General features: G+C 31.7%; 19 protein-coding genes and 1 pseudogene. 6 read left to right on the top strand and 14 right to left on the bottom strand.

The genetic code is table 11. The annotated features are described in order from the left end of the window. Positions 1–46: 46 nt before the first annotated feature. From EF513_RS07410 to EF513_RS07370, 10 genes and pseudogenes are all read right to left on the bottom strand, one after another. Positions 47–991 (bottom strand): ankyrin repeat domain-containing protein, encoded by a 945-nt coding sequence (locus EF513_RS07410; protein ID WP_125216761.1) that lies wholly within the window; start codon positions 989–991, stop codon positions 47–49. A 225-nt stretch (positions 992–1,216) separates the two neighbouring features. Beyond that, the gene (locus tag EF513_RS07405) at positions 1,217–1,453 is read right to left on the bottom strand and encodes a hypothetical protein (protein ID WP_125216760.1); all 237 of its coding nucleotides are present in this window, start codon (positions 1,451–1,453) and stop codon (positions 1,217–1,219) included. A gap of 18 nt (positions 1,454–1,471) precedes the next feature. Then, positions 1,472–2,296: a phenylalanine 4-monooxygenase gene (locus EF513_RS07400; protein WP_125216759.1), complete on the bottom strand. Its 825-nt coding sequence runs from the start codon at positions 2,294–2,296 to the stop codon at positions 1,472–1,474. 22 nt (positions 2,297–2,318) lie between these two features. Beyond that, positions 2,319–2,828 (bottom strand): annotated as a pseudogene (locus EF513_RS07395) (methyltransferase); the annotation flags it as partial. Positions 2,829–2,855: 27 nt separating this feature from the next. Further along, positions 2,856–3,275, bottom strand: coding sequence for a methyltransferase family protein (locus EF513_RS07390; protein ID WP_277592641.1), 420 nt, complete (start codon positions 3,273–3,275; stop codon positions 2,856–2,858). A 303-nt stretch (positions 3,276–3,578) separates the two neighbouring features. Next, positions 3,579–4,712, bottom strand: coding sequence for a hypothetical protein (locus tag EF513_RS07385; RefSeq protein WP_125216756.1), 1,134 nt, complete (start codon positions 4,710–4,712; stop codon positions 3,579–3,581). Between the two features lie 89 nt (positions 4,713–4,801). Beyond that, positions 4,802–5,548 (bottom strand): MBL fold metallo-hydrolase, encoded by a 747-nt coding sequence (locus EF513_RS07380; protein ID WP_277592640.1) that lies wholly within the window; start codon positions 5,546–5,548, stop codon positions 4,802–4,804. A 55-nt stretch (positions 5,549–5,603) separates the two neighbouring features. Continuing rightward, positions 5,604–5,792, bottom strand: coding sequence for a hypothetical protein (locus tag EF513_RS07950; protein WP_164503867.1), 189 nt, complete (start codon positions 5,790–5,792; stop codon positions 5,604–5,606). A 15-nt stretch (positions 5,793–5,807) separates the two neighbouring features. Next, entirely contained in the window at positions 5,808–6,614 is an 807-nt protein-coding gene (locus tag EF513_RS07375) for a DUF2608 domain-containing protein (protein WP_125216754.1), read from the bottom strand. A gap of 186 nt (positions 6,615–6,800) precedes the next feature. Beyond that, positions 6,801–7,205: a hypothetical protein gene (locus EF513_RS07370; protein WP_125216753.1), complete on the bottom strand. Its 405-nt coding sequence runs from the start codon at positions 7,203–7,205 to the stop codon at positions 6,801–6,803. An 85-nt stretch (positions 7,206–7,290) separates the two neighbouring features. Here EF513_RS07370 and EF513_RS07365 point away from each other — a divergent pair, with 85 nt between their 5' ends. Beyond that, positions 7,291–7,692, top strand: coding sequence for a nucleoside triphosphate pyrophosphohydrolase (locus EF513_RS07365; RefSeq protein ID WP_125216752.1), 402 nt, complete (start codon positions 7,291–7,293; stop codon positions 7,690–7,692). 16 nt (positions 7,693–7,708) lie between these two features. Here EF513_RS07365 and EF513_RS08210 read toward each other — a convergent pair whose 3' ends face one another. Beyond that, a complete protein-coding gene (locus EF513_RS08210) occupies positions 7,709–7,810 on the bottom strand; it encodes an excalibur calcium-binding domain-containing protein (protein WP_125216751.1) in 102 nt (33 codons plus the stop codon). A gap of 10 nt (positions 7,811–7,820) precedes the next feature. On the opposite strand from EF513_RS08210, the gene EF513_RS07355 reads away from it, so the two are divergent. From EF513_RS07355 to EF513_RS07340, 5 genes are all read left to right on the top strand, one after another. Then, on the top strand, positions 7,821–8,054 hold the full coding sequence (locus tag EF513_RS07355; protein WP_125216750.1) for a hypothetical protein: 234 nt from the start codon (positions 7,821–7,823) through the stop codon (positions 8,052–8,054). Between the two features lie 24 nt (positions 8,055–8,078). Beyond that, a complete protein-coding gene (locus EF513_RS07350) occupies positions 8,079–8,306 on the top strand; it encodes a hypothetical protein (protein ID WP_125216749.1) in 228 nt (75 codons plus the stop codon). A 57-nt stretch (positions 8,307–8,363) separates the two neighbouring features. Continuing rightward, positions 8,364–8,522: a hypothetical protein gene (locus EF513_RS07945; RefSeq protein WP_164503866.1), complete on the top strand. Its 159-nt coding sequence runs from the start codon at positions 8,364–8,366 to the stop codon at positions 8,520–8,522. A 25-nt stretch (positions 8,523–8,547) separates the two neighbouring features. After that, positions 8,548–11,757, top strand: coding sequence for a leucine-rich repeat domain-containing protein (locus EF513_RS07345; RefSeq protein WP_125216748.1), 3,210 nt, complete (start codon positions 8,548–8,550; stop codon positions 11,755–11,757). Between the two features lie 122 nt (positions 11,758–11,879). Continuing rightward, entirely contained in the window at positions 11,880–12,131 is a 252-nt protein-coding gene (locus EF513_RS07340; RefSeq protein WP_125216747.1) for a GNAT family N-acetyltransferase, read from the top strand. A 296-nt stretch (positions 12,132–12,427) separates the two neighbouring features. On the opposite strand, the gene EF513_RS07335 is transcribed toward EF513_RS07340, so the two are convergent. From EF513_RS07335 to EF513_RS07325, 3 genes are all read right to left on the bottom strand, one after another. Then, entirely contained in the window at positions 12,428–12,991 is a 564-nt protein-coding gene (locus EF513_RS07335) for a class I SAM-dependent DNA methyltransferase (protein WP_277592639.1), read from the bottom strand. Between the two features lie 207 nt (positions 12,992–13,198). Then, positions 13,199–13,603 carry a TipAS antibiotic-recognition domain-containing protein gene (locus EF513_RS07330; protein ID WP_125216745.1) on the bottom strand — a complete coding sequence of 135 codons (405 nt, stop codon included), beginning with the start codon at positions 13,601–13,603 and terminating at the stop codon, positions 13,199–13,201. A 234-nt stretch (positions 13,604–13,837) separates the two neighbouring features. Continuing rightward, complete coding sequence (locus tag EF513_RS07325; protein WP_125216744.1) at positions 13,838–24,505, bottom strand: ankyrin repeat domain-containing protein; 10,668 nt, start codon at positions 24,503–24,505, stop codon at positions 13,838–13,840. Positions 24,506–24,543: the final 38 nt, after the last annotated feature.

Below are 24,543 nucleotides of genomic sequence, written 5' to 3'. Positions count from 1 at the left end.
GATCTACCTATCATATGTTGTGGCGAAATGGGTCGAGATTCCTGCTTTAGTATTGCCCCGGCAGTACGTAATATTTGCTGTACCTGCTGTGATAGGGTGCTTCAAACTTGCATTCCGCTTCCATTGAAGAAAACTGATAAGCTTTTTTATCATTAATACAGGCAATTTCAGCATAGCCAAGGGGTGTAAACCCATCTGCATTCAGAGCATTAATATTAGCCTTACCTGTTTCAAGAATCAGCTGAGTGGTGCGTGGAGCTCCTGCAGCCGCTGCTAAATGAAGTGGAGTATTCTGCTTGCTATCAAGAGCATTAATATTAGCGCCATTCGCTATCAATATACGAACAAGATCGAGTAGAGCATTTGAAGCTGCAATATGCAGTGGCGTTCTACCATCATTATTACGTGCCTCAAGATCAGCCCCTTTCATTATCAGATTGCTAATGAGTGTTTGATAAGCATCTGGTATCATACTAAGATCCAACCCAGCCACAATATGCAACGCGGCTTTACCGTTATCTTTATCAGCTAGAGATGGATCGGCATGATTTTCAAGTAGAAAATCAATCATTTTTAATTCTTTTAAGAATATATTTTGAGCCTTTTGCAAATCATTTGGGGTTACGCGATCTTCGCGACCCTTAATACTAAACGATGTAAAACGACGCAGCACCCAATTGAATAACCTCCTATTTCCTTGAGTGTCTGGCTGATTAAAATCAGCCCCATACTCTCTTAACATCTGCAAAATTACTAAACCATCTTCTTGACTACAAGCATCAAACATTAGTGGTACATACCAAGGTGTATCTACTACCTCATCATTCCCATCATCATCCATTCCTACTATTGTCTTAGCAGGTTGCTTATCTGTAACAGGTAATAATAATTTATTCGGATCAGCATGATGCTCAAGTAATATATCTATAATCTTGACTATGTTTTCTACCGGATACTCTTTCTTAGCAGCTATAATAAGAGGGGAACGCACTACTGCTATCTATGCACATTTTGCTAGAAATGATATTGAAGAGGCGCTAGAAGAACATGCGCAGAAACTTATAAAAATATCTAAGAGTGATCAAACTGACTTTTAGTATTTAGCTAAAGAACTTCCAGGATTGTAAATAGATTGATTATTTAGTAAGAGTATAAAAGCTAAAAAGACTTATAAAGGCACCTTATGTTTCATCGGCCAATTAACTTCAAGAATCTTTCATTTGTCACCTCTAGTAAAGCTTGTTTTGTAGATTTTAATACTTTCTAAGATTCTAGCAAAAACGGGGGATATATCAGCTATTATACTAATAGGTTCTTTCATAGGTAACCATTCAAAATTACCTAAAAAGGTATTTTTAAGAAAAGCAAACAAGCTATTAAAATATAAAGAAGTAGTATTATTTCTTCTCTTTTCACTATGAGGAAGATTTCTAGATTTAATTTTTTTTGCCATTAAGTAACTCTCTAATAGTTATTTTGGCGGAACATAAATATTAGCGTTCGTATATTTATTATTTTCGATTTTAAATTTGGCAGGATATTCCCCATATTTTATAACTTGGTTTTTTAAACTGTTGAAAATTTTATCATTTATTTCAATTTCAAATAACTCATACAGATTATTAATATAAAAGTACTTTGCCTGGCACATATCAGCTCGATAAGGTGAACGAAGAGCTTCTAAAATATTAAATTTTTTTCTTTCTACATTATCTGCTTCTAATGCGTATATGGTTTCTTTGGGAGATGAAAGTAATGCTCCGCCATATATTCTCAAACCTTCCGGAGTTTTAACTAGCCCGACCTCAATGGTAAACCATATTACTCTTAAAAGTAGTAGCTGTTCAGTAATAGGTTGGTTGTACGCGTACTGTGCCAAGTCGGTTAGAAATTTAGAGAAGCGATTATCTAATAGCATGGGACAATGACCAAATAATTCATGAAAAATATCTGGATCAATAGAAAAATCTGTTAATTTACGAATATAGGTAGTAGACGGAAATATTTTGTTTGCAAGTAAGTTGAAAAAATCACTGCATGAAATTAGGCCATCTACTTCGGCTAATACCCAGCCTGTTTTGCTTTTTAATATATCCGATACATCAGGTAGCTGTGGTACTCTATCAATTGGCAATTCTAGCTGTTCTAAATATTCAAAAAAAATTTCATGAGCCCTATTTTGTAATAGCTTTATCTGTGTTGAGTAAAGATCCTTCCATATCTTATTTTCCTCTGAGGAATAATTAATAAAGCGTGGAATAACAATATTATTATTTCGATAATCTAAATCTAGCATATACCTCCCTTTAATTAAGGTTTTATATTTTTGCTGCTACTATAATTCCCCAATCGGCAAAGGTGCTTTTATGATCTATATTTTGATATCCGATACTTGTAAGTAACTCTACAATTTCCCTTTTCGCATATTGCCGTCCTTCTGAGTAGGTTCTCATGCTTATATTATAAGAAGCTGCTGACCATGGACCTGTTTTATTATTATTAAAAAAAATTTCATGAATAATGAGTATCCCATTATTTGATAATTTTTTAAAAATTTTTTTGAGGAGAAAAAGGCATTTCTCTGAGTTCCAATCATGCAATATATCAGATAAAAAATAGACATCACCTTCTGAAAGATTATCTTTAAAAAAATCACAATTATGAAATTGAATTCTATCAGTGAGTTTGGATTGTTTTACATAGCTTTCACCTAAATTAATCACTTCATTTCTTTCTAGAATTATTGCATGAAGTTTAGGAAATTTAGTACAGGCTGCCATAGAATGAACTCCTACTCCTCCCCCCATATCTATAAATAATTTCTTATTATTTAAATCTACATAATCAGGCCAAAATTAAGATGGAGCTATACTTTTAGAGTACATAGCTTTAGCAAAATTTTCAGCTAATTGGGTAGCATAAAATTCTTCTTTAAATAATTGTCTTCCAAGGTTTGCAGGAATGTTAGTTGTTATACTATCTCTCATTATCGAATATTTACGTGATTCTTCTAATTCAATATATAAATGTTTAATAAAGTCCTTATATGAGAATAAACTATTTTCACATAAGTATTCCTCGGATACTTTTGCTAGATAAAAATTTTGATCCTTCTTATGCAATAACCCTTCTGAACAGCAAGTAATTAGCAAAGCTTCTATATTTTCTTCAGATATATTAAACTTTCTAGATAAATCTTTTACAGAACAAGGATTATTAGCCAAATAATCAAATATTCCTAGATCAACACATAACATGACGGCTTTAGAACAAATAATCCTATAACATATATTTCTTATTAATAAATCATCACACTGGGGTTTTTGATATATGAAAGGTTTTATAGGTTGCTTCTCGGCAAGTTATTGAAAGTATTTGGTATTTTATTTAAAGTAATTGATTAACTTATTGAAAGTTGAAAAAAACTTATTTTTCTCATGGATCTTAGGTTAAATAAAAATAATAGCGTCCATTATTTAAAATAAGCCTAATTGTTCTGATATATTGTTGTAATTTTGAAACCGTCTATTTTCGTTAAGCCGTTTGGTTAAATAAATTGAATAATTATTGTAATAATGTTAATAACTAATTAAGCTTAAAGATTTAATCTTAGTAGAAGAAGGTTTCAAATGACCTAATTTTCTAGGCGTACTATTACCTTGTTTTTGATTAGCACAAATAATATTAGGAACATTGTTATTGACTATTTCATGCAAATCATAAGCCAAATTTTTTATATCGTAATTTCGGCCATCTATAAAAAAGTCCAATTTAAAATTATTGATCACATATTTAATAGTTGCATTTCCAAATATATTTCTAACTATACTAGATTTACATGCTGAGAGATTTCTATCCATGCCTGTATATGTTTCCACGTCATTTTGTTGTATGGCTGCTTGATTAACGAGAGTAACAAATTTATCCTTACTAATAGAATCGAATATTATTTGGCTCGGATTGTTTGAGGGATAACTACTAAAATTATAGAATTTTAGGTATTGTTCTAGTACTCTAATAGGCATTCGAAAATTAATATTATTAACAAGCTTAGCCCTCATATTTCTTTGATAGCACTGCTCCAAGAGTTTTTGAGGAGGTTGATATAATACTACATGATAAATACTGGGATAATATCTAAAGCAGGTTAAAAATAAATCTAAATCTGCTTGGGAGAATAAAATAATATCAACACATACATTAATACCATTATAAATATAGCCTAATGCTTTTTTAAATAAGAAGTCAAATAAGCCAGTCAATTTAAATTGATTCCTTATTACAGATATCTCATTAGATAATTTTTCTGCAAAAAGATCAATGTAAGTTGAAGCAATAGAATGTTTAATATAATTCTTGTATAGTTTCATCTTAGAAACCATTGAAATTACAGCTTCTGGGACTTTACCTTTTATGCATATTCTCTCGAGTTCTTCTTTTATTGTTTTTGCCACATATTGCATTGTAAAATTATATTTTTCTAGGTCAGTCTCTATGGCGCTAAAACCATATTTTGTTAGCTGGCTACATAAAGTTGACTTTCCAGAGGAAGAAATACCGTTAATTAGAATAATTTTTCCTAAGCTATGTAGAAAAAGCCTATATTCTAGAAATTGTACTTTTAGGGAATGATCTATAATAGCATTTAGATAGCATATCTTTCTTTTTATTGCTTTGTATTTTGAACGGTGGAAAACATCTAGATTATTCATACTATTAATACCTCTTTATGATTTTGGAGTATTTCGGCATGTTGATTATTATGCTGGCACCAGGATATTAATTTTCTTGCCTCTTTTAATTAAGGAGAGTTATCATCATAATTTAAAGTTAAGATATGGCTTAGCCAAACTTCAAGACCCATGGCATAAATAAAAACATTATTACATTTGCTACTTTGTATAAGGCGTTTAGCTTTCTCGAAATCAGAACCTGCTAACCTTCTTTGATTATCAAAATTTCTATCAATTTTGTGAAAGAAGAGGGGGCCATATAGCCAAGACATCGGCGCTCCAACACATTCCATCCCTAAAAAAATATAATTAATTTTACCAAGCAAGCTAAATACATTATCATATATATAAGGATCCATATTCCTAGAGTCGATAAGAAATACAAAGCTACCCCCATTAAGTAATATATGATAACCAGTTTTAGTCTTAATATCTAAATCAGAGTGTTCACCAATAAAAGGTAATGCTGTAATTTTAATAGTATTATCAGTAATCGAGTTAAGTTCTGAGAGTTCTATAACATTATTGAAGCCTAAATGTTTAAAAATACGAGCGAGTGAAGGATCTTGGATCATGCCAGAATTACAACTTGGAACTATTACTTTTTTTACTTTATGCCTTATTTGAAGTAAAGTCTTTAAAACTACATGGTCTTGATGATTATGAGATATAAGTAAATAATCAATTTGGTCAGGTAAATCTTTTAAGGATAATACATCGCCAGAGACCTGTGAATCGTACGATATTAATGGATCCAATAATATACTATACTGTTTAGCCTCCAATAAAATACAAGCATGACCAAAATACCTTATTCTTATTCCATCATTTTTGAAATTGTTCTCTATAGAGTTAGAAGTAGGATTACAGTCAAAAAAACTTTTTAAATGGGTTTATATCTATGTTATTTGTGATACTAGGCTCTAACTCTATTTTGATATGCCGATGGACTATGTTAAGAGCTGCAGTGTGAGGAGCTATTAAGTAAGACCATGCATACCATTTCCAAATTAAAGGAATTATTCTGACATTGTTTTTTAAATATATTATCTTCTCCATCACGACCTCTCTTATTTAAGGGCATAGAATTGACGCTTGCTTGTCAGATAGCCATATTAATTTTTTTTCTAACCACTTAAATTGGTTGGCTACTATACATTGATTTATTGGTGGATCATTAGGCAGTAGGCTAGGTCGGTACCATAAACCATAAAAATTTATATTCCTCTTTTGCATATGTTGATCTACGTTAATTACATGCTCTCTATGATCATCTATAAAAGCAATTTTTCGTGGTGAGAACTTAATTTGTTGTAAGAAGTTTTCTAATACTAAGCCTTTATCATAACCTCTTGAAAAAATTACTCCCCCTATGTGTCTGGGTTGCTCTCGCTTGCTATTATCTATTTTTATTGTATCGCTCTTAAATAAGTTTGATAATTCTATCCCCATTCCCTTAAGGAGTTTGTATCTATTGGATTCTTGGTCTTCTAGTACCGAATTGGGTCCCATTAGGGTAATAGCAATAACTTTAACTTTTTTGCGCTGTAGATTATAAATTATCTTTAAAATTTCGGGCTCTACTAATTCTCCATTTGCTTGCATATTAACAACACTTAGAAGCAATTTTAATTTATTGGGGTCTTTCTTCTTTATTCCTTCAAAAAACTTTCTTCTAGTCGCTCTAGCAGTATCTCGAAGAATTAAATCTTGAGGTGCTAAAATAACTTTATCAATATCAAAGACCACTAAATCTTTTTCGGTGAAATTGGTAGTATATTTTTCCAATTGCTTAATTGTATTAATTTCTATGAGAGAGTCAGATAGGCATAATTGACTATAAAACAACATTAGTAATAAAATATTTAATAATTTATACACTTAAGCTCCTCTATAAGGTTGGTTCCTTATTAAATTGAATGTTAAATAAAAGTTAAAAATATTTGTAATACAACTTTACTTTAAGTTTTACTTTTGTAATTCTTTGCATGTCAAGGTGAAAAAAGGAGAAATTTATGCTAAGCAATCAAGCTAATATTATTTCAAGAACACCGGAAGATTACTTTATTAATGGAAATATTGATTTGGAAAAGTACCAACCATTATGGGAGCTAATGTATTATTAGTATCAGCATAATTTAGAAGCGAATTACCGGGCACTGCTTGCTCTAATAATAAGACACCAAGATAATTATCAAACTCATATATTTTTATTGCACCTAGACCACTCCATGCTCTGAGAGTTTTGGCTTCCTGATAAAGAGAGTTGTTATCAAGGCCGATTGTTAAAACAATTGGGCTCTTACCCTGAAAGCCTTTTAATATATAATTGAAGGATAAATTTTCTACAGATTTTAAATCAGATAAATCCCATTTATCAGGCAATATTCTTAGCAGATCAGGCAATTGGTTTAACCAATCTTGACCTTTTTCTTGATAAATGTTTATGATATTGTTTCTAAACTTACTCATTTCGCAATCAATGTCATGATTTTGTGCAAATTAGTACAGTATCTAACATTATATTTGGTAACATTGCAATTAATTGGAATAAATTATGAAACAAAAATATACTTTTATCTTTAACAAACTTGTTAGAGATAATATACCTGAAATTATGGAGACATTAGGTGCAGAGTTAATATCTAAGACTTTATCTCCTGATGATTATATTTCAAAATTAAAGAGTAAACTTTTAGAAGAATCTACTGAAGTCTTAAAATCCCAAAGCAAAGAAGAGTTAATTGAAGAGATTGCAGATGTATTTGAGGTACTATATTGTCTTATGCTAGCTAATAATATTTCAATGGAAGATGTTGAATCAATTAGAGCTTCCAAAAATGAATCTAAAGGTAGCTTCAAAAAGGCAAAATTTATAGATAAAGTTTTTGTAAATCAAGATTTTAAATTCTTAGAATATTATCGTTCCAAACCTGATGAGTATCCCGAGTTAGTTTAATGAATTAATTAAATTTTTACCTACACAATTTCTTGCAAGGTACGTCGTCTTTGTCTCTATCGAGGCTTGATAAACCGCAGTTTTGAAAGTAGTACATGGCCTCGCTACACGATATCATTTGAGAGTATTTGGTTTTAAAGCCGCAAATTGGCTTAGTAATTTTTGGCTTCTTTTGTGCTGTTCTAAACTCCCATGGTGCTATTGGATTATCTTGGCCTCATAGTCCAGCTCCTTTAGCTTTGGCTTCATTTTGGGCAGATATAAAATACTCATCACTACTATCTCTTTTAAAAGCGAGTGGTCATTATGCAAAACTATGGAATATGCAATCAGGCGGTTTTTTGCCTCAAGATGAAAAATAAATAATATTAAAACATATTAGATTTATGCAGATAGATAAACATAAAGACTTGATAAAATTATTCTACCAAGCAGAGGATTTCTTTTTCAGGAATATTAGTAAAGAAGTAGCTGCTCTTGAGACGGATACAATAGCTTACGTAACAGGAGTTAATTCAGGTGGTTTAAATATAATCTCTCAACGTAATATTTTGGTTCAGCCACAATCTTCTCTAGAACAGGCCACAGAATTATTTAAATTTTATAATCTATAACCTGTATCTGGATTGTAATAGGAGAGTTTGACTTAAAGCTATTTTTCCAGTTTATAGATGGGTGAATTGGTAGGCAAAAATCGAGCCACTTATCAAAATGGTGAAATTATAATAAAGCCTGCACCTGCTCAAAAAGTGATAGCAGCTAGAGATTCCAAGGTAAGACAAAATGATTTTGTTAAAAAAATTGGCACTGAGATCGCAGATAGAATATAAATATACTAGGATACTAAGATAACTTATGGAAAAATATGATAATCAATTTTTAATTGAACTAGATAAAATTAGCTTTTCTGAAGATATAGCTATCTTTATCTTTAGCTTTATTAACAAGCAAGATTTAGTACAAAAGCAATCAGTAAGCAAAGCTTGGAGACGTTTAATCAGAAAAATTATTACTGAATATTTTAATGAAGAATTGAGACTTAAGCCTAGAAAGGAAGAAAATAATATTAATGAAGAATCAAGCAAAGCTGAATACTATTTTGATACAATTTTTGCGAAGAATCTCAATCTACCCTTGCAATTGGCTAGAGAAGGATTCAAACTTCGCTTAGATCTTGATATTCAAGCAATTTTAGATCAACGATCAATTAAATTTGAGCAAGATAGCCTGTTGGAAAAATACCTCAATTTGGCTCCTTTAACCTCCCACTCAAATGCTATTGCTCAAAAGGTCAAGCAATTTTTTGTTAATTTAACTACATCGCCTTCTAGAGATAATTCTCGGGTAGTTTTAAACTTAGAAGATCTATTAAAATTGTCTTCATTTTTACAACAGATTTCACCTAAATTAGGTAATAAACAGCAAATTAGTCTTATATATGATATTGATAGTATATATAAATTATATCAGTATCTAATCTTTATAAAAGTTAATACAAAAGTTTATACTTTAGATTACAAACTTAAACTTACCAATCTTAAAGGTTTTAGTAGCATTTTACAGATTGCTTATGCTCATCAGCTAGAATTAGATAGTGAACAACCTATTGATATTACCGAAGATAACAACACTATCAAAATCTATATTACAAAAAGGCAAGCACTGGATATCGTAAAACGCCTTTATCATTTAGATTCAGAAAAGGATCCATCATTAACAAAAATTACCTTAATAGCCAAATTAATTGAAGGAAGTCAATTTCTTGAACATTTAAATTTAAATCATCCCATTTTAAACAACGATGATTTTATGTTATTTAGAAATTCCCTACTTAAAAATAATTCGTTAAAAATATTAGATCTTAGAGAAGCCACATATAGTAATGAGCAAATTATCCAACTAGGAATTACTATTAATGAACGAAAACACCGAATTACTTCATCAAAGGCAGATCAATCCCAACCTCTACTTAGATATCAATCACTGCAAGTGAAAGCTAAAACTAAATTTCAAGAACTATTAATTGCATTGTTAACTGATCCTCAAAGCTCAAAAGTAAGTGACAAAGAACTATTTGATAATTTTTGTATTTACAATTATTTAGCAGGAGAGCTGAGTGAAGAAGCAGTAATTGCCATAGCTGATAGCTTAAGCTATAATCCTGAAATTACTGCAATAGACTTATCAGGCAAGAAGATTGGCCTTAAAGGAGCTTACGCCTTAGCTAGAATGATAAAGAAAAATAATAGGCTTACTACGCTTATTTTATCACAGAATGAGATAGATGATCAAGGTGCAATAGAATTAGCCGAGGCGCTAAAGAGTAATACAAAACTTCAAAATCTTGATTTATCAAATAATAAAATTGGTAATCAAGGTATGCTTGCTTTTACAGAGGCATTTCAAGAAAATAAAACCTTAAATATTATGGATTTTTCTAGCAATAATTTTACTTTTGAATCTGTATTGGATTTAGCTATATCTCCAAGAAGCAACCGTTTTAGTTTTGCGCAGGATAAATCAGTTTTGGCAAAGTTATTATCATTCTTTACAACACCTACCTCTACTACTGTTCAGGAGCTTAGATTTCCTCTCGGGGAATCACTTCATAGTAAAATTACAGTAATTGCACAAACACTTAGGAGAAATAAGAGTGTTATAAAACTTAGTTTTAAGGGTAACTATTTAGATCCTGAGGATATCACAATTTTAGTAGGAGTCTTAAAAAGCCACCCTTCAATCAAGGTTTTGGATCTTTCTAAAAATTGCCTTTTTGAAAAGTCTGAAAAATATAATGGAGCTCAAGCAATTGCTCAATTATTACAAGTTAATAAGGTAATAGAAGTTCTTGATTTGTCAGTTAATTTTATGAATGATTTGGACATTGAAATTTTAACAGAAGTTTTAATAGCCAATCACACCCTCAAGAAATTAGTTTTAAAAGATAACCAAATTACACTTAAATCAGTAATTAAACTGGGGTTAGTAAGTAGAGTGAAAAATTTTACTGTTGATACTGGTAATAAAAATTATAATCACTTGCTTAAAGTGATTATAAATCCTAATAACTTTAAGCAAATTGATTTATCCAAAAGAGCCTGGGAAAATGATGAATTAGTTACAATTATTGCTCAATCTTTAGCACCTTATCACCAGGTTGCAAATAAACTTATAATAACCAATTATCAACCAGCTAAGATTATTATTGATCAACCAAATATTACTAACCAACAAATTATGAAATTAGCTCAAACTTTTAAAGGAACAAATGTTTGCTTTGAATCAGGCGATAAACTTAAAAACGAATTATTAGAAGTGCTATGCAATCAAGCTCATTGCATAGCAAATATAGCCACTATAATAGATTTAGCTGAAATCTTAAAAGATGATGAATTTGAATTAGAGCTAAATGGCAAATTAAAACAATTATTCTTATTGCTTCATTCACCTACTAAAATTACTAGCGGTAAGCTTGACTTATCACATAGCAATTTAAGAAATGAAGGAGTTATTGCTATCGCCAAAGTTTTACGCACTAACCAGAATATTATGGAACTTAATCTCGCCTTTAATGATTTCAAGGATCCTTCTTTAATTGAGCTAGCAAGTGCATTAAAATATAATACTACTCTTAAGCAATTAGATCTAACACTAAACACCGTTGGCGACAAAGGAGTTGTAGCACTTGCTGAAATGATAAAGCAAAATAGTAGCTTGCAAAAATTAATACTAAAGGACACTAATTTATCTAAAAAATCTATTATCCAATTAGCCTTAGCAGCAAGGGGTAAATCTATTCAAATAGAGTTTGGTAATCGCAAAGCCAATCTATTGTTTAATAGTGCTAAACAATTAAGCTATGCAGCTCAGGCTTTATTAATGCAATTTGGTTTCACTGTTGAAATGGCTGAGAATCAAACTCAAGAACCTACCCAGCACACTCAAGACTTAAATCGAGTTCCGACCAGATCTATCTCAGAGTTTTATTTTGCGGCACATGAGGCAAACCGTACTCATTCAGATTTTACTAGCAGGCTTGATAATGATAGCATGAACCTTTGCTAAATTAATAAGTTCCTACATGTTTTATATATTAATAAAGAATATTTTCTATCGTGAATCTATATATAGCCTTAAATTCTAAGGCAGGCATAGAAGCATAGAACTTTTAGTATTAGCTTGAATTTATGGATTCAACCCCTGTAACTGCTATCACTCTCTCTATTAATAATAACATAGCAAAAATTGATGATGTAGGAACTCTACCTCAATACCAAGGTAAAGGATATGCAAGCATTATGATAAAATATGCTCTAAATAAGGCAAAAGAATGTGGAGTAGATTACTGTTTTTTAGAGGCTTCTAAAGCTGGGCTTAGTGTTGATAAAAAGATTGGTTTTAATGAGCTGTTTAGTAATAAGATTTTTGGCTTAAAATAAAAGGGAGAAAGCGAGAATTATTTTCTCCCTTATTACTATAATTCCCGTTCAGCAAAAATGTTGATAGATTGCTGTAAAAATTGTGCTAGATCTGTATGAACAGCATTATAGAATTTAATAAAATCCTCACGCTCACTATATAATTAGCCAAGTCCCTTGTAGCTCTCTCGATCAGGCGTTCAAAACTTCTATTGATCAGTTTCAACAATTGCACCTACAATTGTTATAGATTATTCCATAATATAAAATCGCAAGAAATATCAGTACATGTCAAATAATCTTTTATATTAATCAAACTACTTCTCTAGCTTTGCTAGCCAAAAGGTAGCATACCCACACTCCGGATCGGAGATCTTGTAATCAATCACCGTAAATCCATGTTGTTTTAATATTTCTTTATACTCAACAGGTGAAAGTGAAGCATGATAAAGATTCTCGCCACCATTATTGCTCCATTCTTCTCCAGCCTCTGTCCCTGATGTAAACAGTAAAGCACCTCCAGACTTTAAATGCGAGGTGAACGTTTTAAACATTGCTCGCTGCTCATCTTGGGATAAATGGAAAAAGCTGTGCCATGCAATAACTAAATCGAATTTTTGAGCAAGATTTAAGCCTCGCATATCACTAATAATGAATTTGACCTCAAGGTGGCGTGATTTTGCAAGGGCTATGAGTTTCGCGCTACCATCTACGCCAGTTACAGCACAACCTTTTTCTAAAAAGTAAGGTATTATAGGATCGCCCATACCACAGCCTAAGTCTAGAATATGCGGATTTTTAGAAAGCAAAGCAATTGCTTTATCTAGCCAAGCTTTTTCGAATAGATCCCTGCTACGATGCTCATCGAACCAATCAACTATTTTTTCATATGTTTTATAAACGGCGTCTTTATTTTTTATAAAACCTCCATTTCAATTTTTTATGAGCTTATCAGATATGGAAGTATTTACCAATAACAGCTTAAGATTTAGAGCTAAAATCAGCCACCATAACATTAGACCTAGCACCCAAATAAATTATATCAATATAACAAAAGGGAGAAATTTAGATTATTTTCCCCCTTATTTCTATAGTTCCCGTTCAGCAAAAGTTTCTATAGCTTGCTGTAAAAATTGAGCTAAATTTGGATGAACAGCGTTATAAAGTTTCACAAAATCTTTATGTTCTGTATAGAGCTGCCCAAGCCCTTTATAGCTTTCTCGATCCGGGGTCCAGAACTTTGATACTTGTATATAGTGTTTTCTTACTAATTGCTGCACTTGATCAGAATCAACAGCTAAACCTTCTAAGATTGCCTTCTTGGACTCTAAGTTTAAATTTTCAAATTCTTGGTAAGAATTTTGCCACTCTTGTTTGGTCCATTCTTTAACTTTATTAGCACTTTCTTGTAATAGTTCTGGTGTTACTTTTTCACTATTAATTAAATATTTTTCATATAATTTTTGTTGCTCTGAATTAGGGCTGTAAATCATTTCTTTGACCTGGGGTAAGTGCGAGACTCACAGAGATAGTTTCAACTTTTTGGCAGCAGAATAAGCAAAATAATGTTGTGATATCTTTTCCTATGGCTGATACCTAATCAAGGTTGTCGCTAGCCCCTTAATTATCAGTCTTTTTTATTTATTCCTTCTCTTATCCAAAACTGGCATTAATAAAATTACGTGAATGGAAGGATTACAACAAATGCTATCTGAAATAAACATGTTTTATGTACCTAATGAGATATCTGGATTGCCTCTACTTTTGTCGTTCAGTAGATCAGAGTATTTAGCTTTAAACTCTTTATTAATGTTTTTATTTTTAACCAGCATTTTAATACCCCCAATTCCTGCGGCAGCGATGGCAGTAACTAAAATGATAGGTAAAGCAGGCACTACTAATGGTCCGGTAAGAACCAAAAGTATTCCAGTAGCCATTAATCCAGCCACTAGGCCTGGTATAACTATATTTTTAACACCTGTACTATTGCTTAGTGCCTTTTTAACATCTCCTCTATTATAAAATTCTTCAACAAAGCTAGTAGCAAACTCCTTATAACTTTCTTTTTCTGCTGCTGTTCCGTGTGGCGAAGCATCTGCTTTTTTTAAAATATCCTGCAGCAGTTTATCTTTTTTTAAAAAGCTGCCATCATAGGATTTAATAAAATAAGTCAAATCTAAAGATAATGATTTCATTCTGCCTAAGGAAAGTTTAAGAACAACATCGTTAATTAAGTCAGAAGGAGTTTTATTATCATTATTAGTAGCAAGCAAATTAGCTCCTCTCATTAGCAATGAGTACATGATTTCAGGTGTACCGTATAAAGCTGCCCAGTGCAAAGGAGTGTTTCCTTCATTATCAGCAATATTAATATTCGCGCCTTTATCTAAAATTAATTTAATATTTTTCGCTTGTTTAGTTAAAATAGCATAATGAAGGGGTGTAGCACCTAAGGTTTTATCTTTTATGTCAATTTCTATCTCTTGCTTATCGAGTAAGGTTCTTAATCTTTCCGATGAATTGGAATCTGCCACTCGATGTAATGCTGATTCCCCAACAGCATCAAGTTCATTTAGTTGATTGTTCCTCATTGCGGTTTTATATAAATTTTCTGCAGCTAAATCAAAAGCATTTTGTACAAAGTGATTATCAGCTAACTTTGTTCGTGCAATAATTTTAGGAAGATTAGCAGCAATTAATTTACTAAATTCTGCTCCATTAAATTCTAACGGGTTGCTAGTCATTAAATTTATGATTCTATTTAATCCAATTATATTATTTAATTCGAGGCATTCTTTGATCAATAAATCTTGCGTAGAAAGATTGGTGATAATAGTTTTTAATAAGTTATCATCAATGTTATTTTCTAATAAGATATTTAAATTAGCTAGAACCTCTCCTTCAAAATTGGTAGTTAATAATTTCAACAAAGTTTGAATTGATTGTATGCTCTCTAAGGATGTATCATTTTCAGCCTGCTTAATACAATTTAGCAGGAGTTCTTTAATAAGCTGCTCGCTTTGATTGTTATTAAGCTCATTTTTTAATGCTCTGATTATCTTCTCATTTACATTGTCTCTATTCTGGATCATTAATTCAAAAGATAATTCAGGTGATATAAGTTTAGTAACTATTTTTGAGATATAGATACCTGCTATATCAGAGTTGATTAAACCTGTAATTCCATTAATTTTGTCATTAGTATTATTGCTTAATAGTAAATCTAACCAGTTTTTGTAATTTACTAATTGAGTATTATCTTCATTTTTATAGATGTTAGATAAATAATTACTAATAAAGTTATAAATTGCTAACCTATTATCCTCAGTAGCAGAATACTGGCTAATCAAATTGGCTAACTCAAAGGTAATAAAAATAGGTTCGGCTGCAGGAAAGCTTGCTAGTGAGGTGCTAATTAATGCTTCACTAAGAAACGACTCTTCCATCGTTGCAAGATAATGTAATATTGTATATTGATAATTCTCAGTCAGTAATGTAATGAGGTTTTGTACATATTCTAACTTATTTATCTTAATTAAATTATTATCAGATTGCTGTAATTGGATAAAGCAATCAAATATTTCTTTTTGTTGTTCATTGGTAAGATTATCTTTACTTAATCTAAGTAAATTAGAAAACTTTGGAAGCTTTCCCTCAATCATAGAAGATTTGATTTCGCTAACCGTGATTTTACTAACCATATTATCAGATAAGCAAGAAAAAAACTTTGCAATTTTCTTTGCTTGTTGGGAGTAAATATTATGACGAAATTTATCACTTAGTTCCTTCTCTTGCATTAAGGATTGAGCAATTTTTTTAATAAACTTATGAGGTAAAGATGGAATTATCTTAAAATCGGTTAATGTTTTAATTCTGTTTTGTTGCTCTTGAGTTAGATACTGTGCTTGATATTGATCATTAATACTGAGTAAAATTTCCTCAGCTTTCTGAAGTCGATTAAAAGTAGTAAAATCTTTGTAAAGTTCGTTAGAACTTTGTAGAATTCTTTGCCATTTGGCAGGGGAAATATCTGGTAGCTCATCACTTTCTTCTAACATATCAGCAATCATGGCAGCTCTAACTACTGCTTTGCTTTGGGTCCAGCCGCAATTGCCTATCTTTTGACCTTTCATTGAAATTATACGGATCGGTTGCACCTGTTCTTCTTGATCTGCAATTTTGCATAGATTATTAATATCAGCTTGCATTTCTTCATGAGAGTAAATTACTTTATTTACATTTTTTTGTTGGATTTGATTAAGAACTTTTTTTAACTCGTCCATATTTTGTGTTATTTGGAATATTTCGATACCAGGAGTTTTTGCTCCGGCTCCACGATTAATCCAAAATAATAATTTACCGTTAGTTAGAATAGTTTCTGCATGTCCACTATCAGAATCAGAATCAGTTCCAATCATGATAGCTTGATATGCACCTAACTCTAGGGCATTTATATTCAAATCTTTAATATCCCTAAAGTTTTCTATAAATCTTTTTATTTTTGTTGTATTCTTGCCTTTAATCATATGGCAATATGATTTATAAGAATCTTGCAGCCCAGGAACCATTAAAGCTGGCGAGCTACCTTCGGTTTTAATTTTTATATTTTTAGTAACTTTTAGCGGAGCATGTTCTAAAGTAAAAATATGGGTAGCTAGGATAGCTGATTGAACCATCCATACATCTTGGTAAAAGTTCTTTTGCTTGATTGATAAAGTATTAAGATCCTTAGAGTCTAGAAGTAAAGTAATAGGCGCTGAAAATCCCGCTTCTTTTCTAACATCTTTCCAATAATTTTTTGCAAATAAATAACTCAAAGAAGGGGTAGCCAAAAACCCTTGCGATAACTCAGGTTGCTGTGTCACTTTTGCGCTTAATTTTGCTTCTGCTTGCTCGGGAGAGGGCAAAATTTGGTAAGCTAATTTCTTAGCATAGGGCAGTAAAACATGTTGGTTATTCAGCCTTAATAACTTTTCGGCTATCTGATATGAAGATAATTCAGCATCCATTTGTTCTAATAAAACCTGAGATAGCATTTTGAACTGTTTTGTAATGTTATCATATTGAAGCTCAGGATGCTTAGTATATATTTGATTACATTCTGCATAAAGTGCATCTATTTTAGCCAAATCAGTATTATTAGCGTTGCTAATAATTGCCATTAATTCTTGATTGATTTTATCAAATCGCTGTGTTGCTTCTAAAGTAACACTTTCCTGCTCGAAAATATAGCTATAATCAATAACTGGAATGTTATAAGTTGGGGTGATTGCTTGGCTAGTAATATCTGCAAGGTGTAAGCTTATCTCTTCATTATCATCTAATCGAATTTCTACCAGTTCATCTTTATCAATTTGGGCTAGAAATTGCTCTAACTTGCTACTTGCATCTTTATATTTTTCTTGGACAACTTTTACCAATCGAGCTCTTAATGCAAGCAAGCCTTCCTTTTCTTGGTTAGTGTTAGTATTGTTTTCTTTCAATAATTTTTTCCAAGCCTTATTAATAAATTCATTAGCTTGGCATGCTAAAATATGATTTCCTGCAAAGACATGATTAAAATAAATAAGCACATCACTAAGTGGTTGATTACGCAATCTTTGTACTCTTTTTGCATGAGCTACAGCCTTCATAGTATCATCTGCTTGTAGTTCCGATAGTTGCTGAGGATCTATAAACTCTTCTGCATTAAAGATTGATCGGAATTCACCAGGCATTCCGTTCCGTCCAACTCTGCCATACATTTGTGTTAAATCATTAGCAGTAATTTTAGTACAGAGATTATATGCAAAGAAGCCTTGAGGGTGCTTTGTAAAGAAATCTGTTCCTCTACCTAACATAGGCGTAGTTACAGTAATAGAATTATTACTTCCCGCAGATTTAATAACTTCACTTTCGGAGCCAGTATCTTTATCACTTGCTGCAAATAATTGCAAATTTCTTACTGTAGTGGGTAATATAGCTTTTAATTTTTCAAAAGTTTTAATTGCTTCTTGGGGGTCAGTACAAAAAATAATAATAGGTCTAATCTTATTTAAATCGTTTTCAGCTTGGTTAGCTGTATAAGTTGCAAGCAACCTACCAGTTAAAAAATCTAGCTGCGCCTTATTATTGGCAGTAATTTGCGAAGGAATCTTTCTACGTTCATCTTTTTCAAAGCGAGGATGGGAATAAGCTTCGATCTTATTAATTCTTCTAAATTCCTTTAAGTCACTACTGGTGCCCGCAGTCCCAGTTAGGCCAATTATTCTTCCACCTGTAAGTCTATAATAATCAAAGAAATTTTTAGCAGTAATATTAAATATGGTAGCTGAAGGCGGTGATATTTGGAATTTACCTTTTAAATCTGGATATTTCGATTCAAGAATGATATGTAAGAATCCTTGTACTCCCTTACCAAATACAGACCCCAGGCTTGGTCTATTTTCTATTAAAGGTATGGCTTTTAAGTTCTTTGCATTATGATCATTTGCTGCTTTGGGTGGTAGTACAAAATCCCTACCCTCCGTTAAGCGTTGAGCTTCAAGTGCTGAATCTAATAAAGTATCAAAAAATTCAAATTCTTGCTGCTCACCTAATAATTCTGCTTTGTGTAAAGCCTGATAAAGCAGGTAAAGATTACGGTCTTCTACTTTGTTGCTTTGTTTTAATCCATTAACTTGGTTAATCTTTAGCGGCCATTTGAATAAACTTCCTTTTGCTAGCTGAAATTGATAATATAAATATTGCTTTAGATTAAATACATCATCTTTTCTTGCGACGTGCTCAGACATAAAGGTAGGAGAAGCAGCAAATGAAAGAATATTACTAAAAAGTTCTCTGGTAGCATCTTTATTAATATCTAACATTGAACAGGCAAGCCTATAGTTTAATTCTGAAGTTAATGCAGCATCTACTTCATCGCAAACCAGACTTCGATCGTGGTTTAATGATGCATCTCTACTTTCTGGATAAAATTCAATATTTGCACGGAATAATGCTATATCAGATGGTGTTGAATAATTTATGCCACCTTTTTTATAATCTTTTGGTTCAGAAGTGGTAGTGATTATGGTAGGGCCATACTCGATTCCCAGGCTATTATAATAATTAGAAAATTCAGCCAAATCATGAGCAGCTAAAGACCTATTTGAGCTGACCACATCAACTGTTTGCCCAGTAAACCATAAATATGAAGCATGTAGAGCTGTAATGATAGATTTACCTTGCCCAGTAGCAATCTCTTGTATCATATCACTATGATGAATCATGCTATTCAGAATACTTAAAATCTGCGTATCACGTGGAAATTTTCCAGTATTTCTATATAGCATCTCTAGAGTTAATGCCGTAAATTGAAGATCAAGCATTCTTTTTTCCAATATAGAATGCCCCTTTAAATGCATGCGTCTGTGTTTTAAATGTCTAACGAGTTCCTGGATTTCCAGAGAGCTAAGCTTGCAAATGGCTCGATTATTACCTTTCTTATCTTTAACAATAGGTTGCTCTTTCATGAAATTCATTAAGCTTTTAAAGCAGCGTAATAGCTCTTTCTCCTCTATTAATAATAAAGGGCTACTTTCATTGTCAGCTCTTTTATGTTTAATTTGTCTAATAAGTTCGATGATTCTGGTTTCATCATAATCGAATCTAGAAGTGTCTTGCGTGAATATAAGATGAAGTTTGTTTTTTAATTGGGATTTACTATTATTACTTAATACCACCTCAAATAGGTAATCTATTGAATTTTTAGCTTGATATTCATTAATATAAGATGCTACTACTTGAACATAGTCGTTATTTTGCTTATTTAGTTTTTCAATAAATTGGACTGCTCTATCGCCAGTTATGCCCAGCTTCAAGGCAATATCTATAATATATTTAACATTTGCTATTTTGCCTTCGTTAAATAATTTTTTGAGATTAATTAAAGGATTATTTTGAATTTGTTGTAATATGCTTATGTCGTAGGATGTTAGTATGTTGACTAGCTGGGTTTGATACTCAGGCTTAACTTTTATGCTAGAAAGTACTGTGATTAAAGTGTAGTTTTTATTCTGTTGGCAGTATTTGATAATTTTCTTAAATATAGAATTATTTAGTTCATCTACAGATAAGTTATCAACTAACTTATATAAATCCTCTGGCTTCAGCCTATTATTTGCAAGATTAAGTAATAAATCAGTTGCCATTTTAAAAGTAGGAAAGTTATTTTTAATTAATGAAGCGGGAGCTGAGTTAATTAACTGACTATAAGTAAAATTTTTGTAACTTAGTTTATTAGGATCTATTTCAGCTAAAAATGCAAATATTTTGGTTAATGCTTTGCCTTCAGCTTTCGGTGGACGTGATAATGCTTTGACAATTGCATGAATTTCTTGAGTTGCAATTGGCTCACCATGTTGCTTTCTTATAATATTAAAAATTGTTCGTAAATTACGTAAATTAGCTTCTATTTCTGCGTATTGTATTTTTAAACTTCTATTTGAATCAAATACTAGGTCGGTTAATAGTTTTGTATGCTCTTTCCAGCCTTTTTCACGAGTGGCGCGAGTTTTTAAGATACAATAAATTAAATCATGTGAGGCTTGCTTAATAAAATCTGGGTTAGATCTGTTATGACCCAAGCTAGGGAGTAATTCCTCTTCGATATAATTTGAATTAATCAGCTTGCTAATTAATTCCTGCTGATTAAGTTCTCTATATTTCCCGTTATCTTTATAATTGGTAGGATGCGCGTAAACTTTAATAAATTCAGCTAGCTTAATTGGTAGGCTATAAGTAATTTGATAACTAATGCCATTATATTTTGTAGCCTCCTGAACTGGGTGCAAATCTCTTTGATAGGGGGTAAATAAATTATCGCATTTATGACTAGTTAATTCCTGAATATCTATTTTAGGCCAGCTTGTCCTTGATCGAATGCCGCCATTCTGATATGGAAGCTGTGCATTGGTTAGATCAGTAATAAATTTTTCGATTACTTGCGGGGAGATATTGGCTAGAGTATTGTGTAACTCATCAATTTGTTGTTTAATATTGCCACTATGATTAATATTAACTAACGCAAAAAATGGGAGATATTCCGGTTTACCACCATTTAAGGTTAGGTATTGATGAGCTGTTATGCCTTGGCCATTAACTACAATAGTTTGATTTAAGCTTTGAAGAACATTTTTGGCATTAAGAGCTCTAGCTCTCAGTTCGGATAACTGACTTAATTCACCAGGAATATTAGTTGCATTATTGCAGATATTACGGGTAGCTTGCTGGGAAATAGCAATACGTAATAACTGTGTAAAAAAGCTATCATATCTAGTTAATTGCTTGGCTTCTGCAACAACTGCATTAATTTCAGTTGCTTCTTTGGCTGTGGGATTTTCGGTAATTAACCCTTGCATTTCACTGCTAATTAAGCCAAGCGCAAACAATTGACTGAAGTTAAACTCAGGATTATCTTTATGGATGCTTAGAAAACTATTAATGATTTTTTGCTGTAATTGATATTTTCTTCTTAACGCGTCTTTATCGAGTTGACCTAAAGGCGATTTTTTATAATTTATTTCATATTCAGTAATAGCTTGTTTATAATAACGATATTTTTGATCACGTTGAGGCGAAATGGCACCAAGCATAACATTATGATTAGTCTTAGTAGGAGATAACAAAATATTAAAAGCAGAAAGATAAGAAGAAAATTCCTGATCAGGATAATCTTTACTATAATACTCTCCTGTGGAAGTTAATATATTTAAGGCTATTAATTTAATATTTTGGGTAGATTGTTTAGTTGTAAAACCTCTAATAAGATTGATATTGTCAAAGATTATTCCATCATTGCTACAATTTTCATCACTAAATCTATATTGTTCATTGGGATGCGTTCTTGCAGCTTCCATTATCTCTTGTATGGTTCTAGATCCTTTTAATACTGCTTCCTCTTCATAATTTGTAAGCCTAAATACTTTAAATTGTTCTATTGTGCTAAATTGATTAAAAGCGTAAGGATCTTGACCTGAATAGACAGAAAAAAATTTTTTCTCATTACCATAAGCCTTCCTAGAGGCTAAATATTGTTGATAATGAGCAAGAGAGGCACGCTGATGCGGTGGAATTAAAGCAACAAAGCGCATTGCCTTAGTAAATAGTTCTTTAGATTTAATATCTTCAAGAGTTTCAGCCAGCAAAATATGCGCATCTATCCTTTGGTGAGTGCTATGATTAATGCTGATATTTTTATTCCACTCGCAACTTTCATGTGTAATATTAGCTCCAAACTCCCTAATACGACTATGTGTAATGTTATCTTCAAGCATTGGATACACACTATCATTATTTTGCAAGTAATGCATTTGTTCATATAGGTTGCCACGAATAGCTGCCATTTCAATTATGAACATTAACCTTTCAAATAATACTTGGTAATTATGAGTACCTTTTAATTTGCTTTCACATAATACTTTTATATACTCTTCATATGGTAACTTTGTTAAAATATTTATATAGGTAATAATAGCATCTTTTGGTATTATTTTTTTAATGATTATATCTTTTAATATAGACCATATTACTTCTTTCTGTTGTTCATCGGTAATTTCTTGTTTAATGAGAAATTCATGAAACTTAGAATATAATGCATCTAAGCCTGAAAATAATCCTTCTATGTCTGTACTATGTGCGGTAGTTTTTTGTAAAATATTTTGGAAAAAACGTAATTTATGTGGATCTGCTATCGTTTGATCATTATTGTTAACAGGTAAAATCTCAAGAAATAATTTTTGAAAGAAAAGTAGTCCTTTTTCGCTAATTAGATAGCCAAAATCTTGAATATATTTATTAGATTCAATGATTTTTAAAAAAGATTCAGTTAGATTTCTTTTGTCTAATTCTAGCAAAATTTCTGTAAATTTATATAATCCTGCTTTTCCACCTTGCTGTAGAATAGTGTTAAATATTTTATCATTTATAAGAATTGCATACTGCCTAAGACTCGCAGGCAAAGAAGCTCTAAATTCATTAACATTGCGATGAGGTAACTCTAAGCTATCTAAATTATAACATGTAGCAAATGCAAAATGGCTCTTAATTTGCTCTGGAGTATGAAGAGGGAATTGAGCTTTCCATTTGGTTGAACTGTAACACCGCTTCACATTGTAAAATTCTGCTAATTGAGCGATTGGTAGATCAAGAGCGCTATTTCTTTCGGTAAGATATTTGATGGCAGGATGAAGTTTTTGATTTAGCCGCGAGTCAGCTTTAATGTCCTTTAGATGCTGATGGCGCCTGGTTACAAGCGGTAACAACGTATAATGAAATGGCGAAGAAATTGAAGGACGAAGATTATCTATATTAAAGGTGAATTTATTTTTAGCTCTTGCTCGTATCTCAGATAAAAATATAGCTCCTTCTTTATTAACAGCAAATCCCTCTGGGAGATTTTCTATGTTCAAGCCATTGATAAATAAAGCTGGGTTTTTAGAGATCTTAGTTAGCGCTTGAATGCTAATTTTAGTAATATCTGGATTATCAAAAATTCTGCTTATTACTCCATAAGCATAGTAAGCAGCCTTGCTACAAATATTTTTTTTACCTAATCCAGTATAAGAAGCTATATAATGCTCATCAAAAGAATACTGAATTAATTCAGTTAATTTCCGTATTGCTTGGTCTTTATTTAGTAGGTTATTGCTTTGCTCGCTATCAATATCAACATCTTGCTCGGTTTCTTCCTCTAAACTCAGTTCTAAATCTAATTCAATCTCTGCATCTATTTCCATGTCCATTTCTTGCTGCAGCTCTAATTCAGCTGGTCGCTGTTGTTTAAGGCGCTTCTGTGCTGTTTGATCATTACTTGATAGGATATAAGCTGGTGGTTCAAGATCGAATTTATAGTTTTGCATCACAGCTTCTTGTTTTGCTAGATGATTGGCTAAAATTATATTGTTAGCCTCAATATCATTTAACAAGGCAACCTTTTCCCTATTAGGATATGTAATTATACCATTTGCTGTAGAATGGGGAGAATCTGGATAGGTCAAGCTTGTAAAGCTGATAGGTCGATTTACATTATTGATGCTTGGAAGCGGGGCTATCATTAAGTTGATTGAAATATTATATTGCCTTAAAAAAGCTTTAAATTCTGCCGAGCTAATATTTTGAGTTGCTTTATCAAAAAAGATTAATATTTCTCTAGCACCATTTTTGCTTAACTCATTAATTATTTGGGCTAGATCTTGATTTAAAGTTAGTCTATTCTGCCTAATATATAATCCTTTGAGATATAATGCCTCTAATTCCTTTTTGTTTTGAGCGGTTCTTAAGTCTGCTAATGTGATTTCATCTTGATCTGTAAGGTCCAGATAAGGTTGCTGCCTAGTTTTGGCTTGTAATACGAGGTGGCTTATGGAATTAGACATAAAAAACTATAATAAAGTTACAAATTTAATACTTAATA

Origin of the sequence: Rickettsiales endosymbiont of Stachyamoeba lipophora, assembly GCF_003932735.1 — a bacterium.
Lineage (GTDB): Bacteria > Pseudomonadota > Alphaproteobacteria > Rickettsiales > 33-17 > RICK01.
This window is presented reverse-complemented; position numbering and strand designations above follow the sequence as displayed.

Coding starts and splice junctions, on each gene's coding strand:
- EF513_RS07330 (WP_125216745.1), bottom strand. CDS start 13,603: ATGATTTACAGCCCTAATTCAGAGCAACAAAAATTATATGAAAAATAT.
- EF513_RS07400 (WP_125216759.1), bottom strand. CDS start 2,296: ATGCTAGATTTAGATTATCGAAATAATAATATTGTTATTCCACGCTTT.
- EF513_RS07365 (WP_125216752.1), top strand. CDS start 7,291: ATGAAACAAAAATATACTTTTATCTTTAACAAACTTGTTAGAGATAAT.
- EF513_RS07405 (WP_125216760.1), bottom strand. CDS start 1,453: ATGGCAAAAAAAATTAAATCTAGAAATCTTCCTCATAGTGAAAAGAGA.
- EF513_RS08210 (WP_125216751.1), bottom strand. CDS start 7,810: ATGATATCGTGTAGCGAGGCCATGTACTACTTTCAAAACTGCGGTTTA.
- EF513_RS07950 (WP_164503867.1), bottom strand. CDS start 5,792: ATGGAGAAGATAATATATTTAAAAAACAATGTCAGAATAATTCCTTTA.
- EF513_RS07945 (WP_164503866.1), top strand. CDS start 8,364: ATGGGTGAATTGGTAGGCAAAAATCGAGCCACTTATCAAAATGGTGAA.
- EF513_RS07385 (WP_125216756.1), bottom strand. CDS start 4,712: ATGAATAATCTAGATGTTTTCCACCGTTCAAAATACAAAGCAATAAAA.
- EF513_RS07350 (WP_125216749.1), top strand. CDS start 8,079: ATGCAGATAGATAAACATAAAGACTTGATAAAATTATTCTACCAAGCA.
- EF513_RS07340 (WP_125216747.1), top strand. CDS start 11,880: ATGGATTCAACCCCTGTAACTGCTATCACTCTCTCTATTAATAATAAC.
- EF513_RS07370 (WP_125216753.1), bottom strand. CDS start 7,205: ATGAGTAAGTTTAGAAACAATATCATAAACATTTATCAAGAAAAAGGT.
- EF513_RS07345 (WP_125216748.1), top strand. CDS start 8,548: ATGGAAAAATATGATAATCAATTTTTAATTGAACTAGATAAAATTAGC.
- EF513_RS07325 (WP_125216744.1), bottom strand. CDS start 24,505: ATGTCTAATTCCATAAGCCACCTCGTATTACAAGCCAAAACTAGGCAG.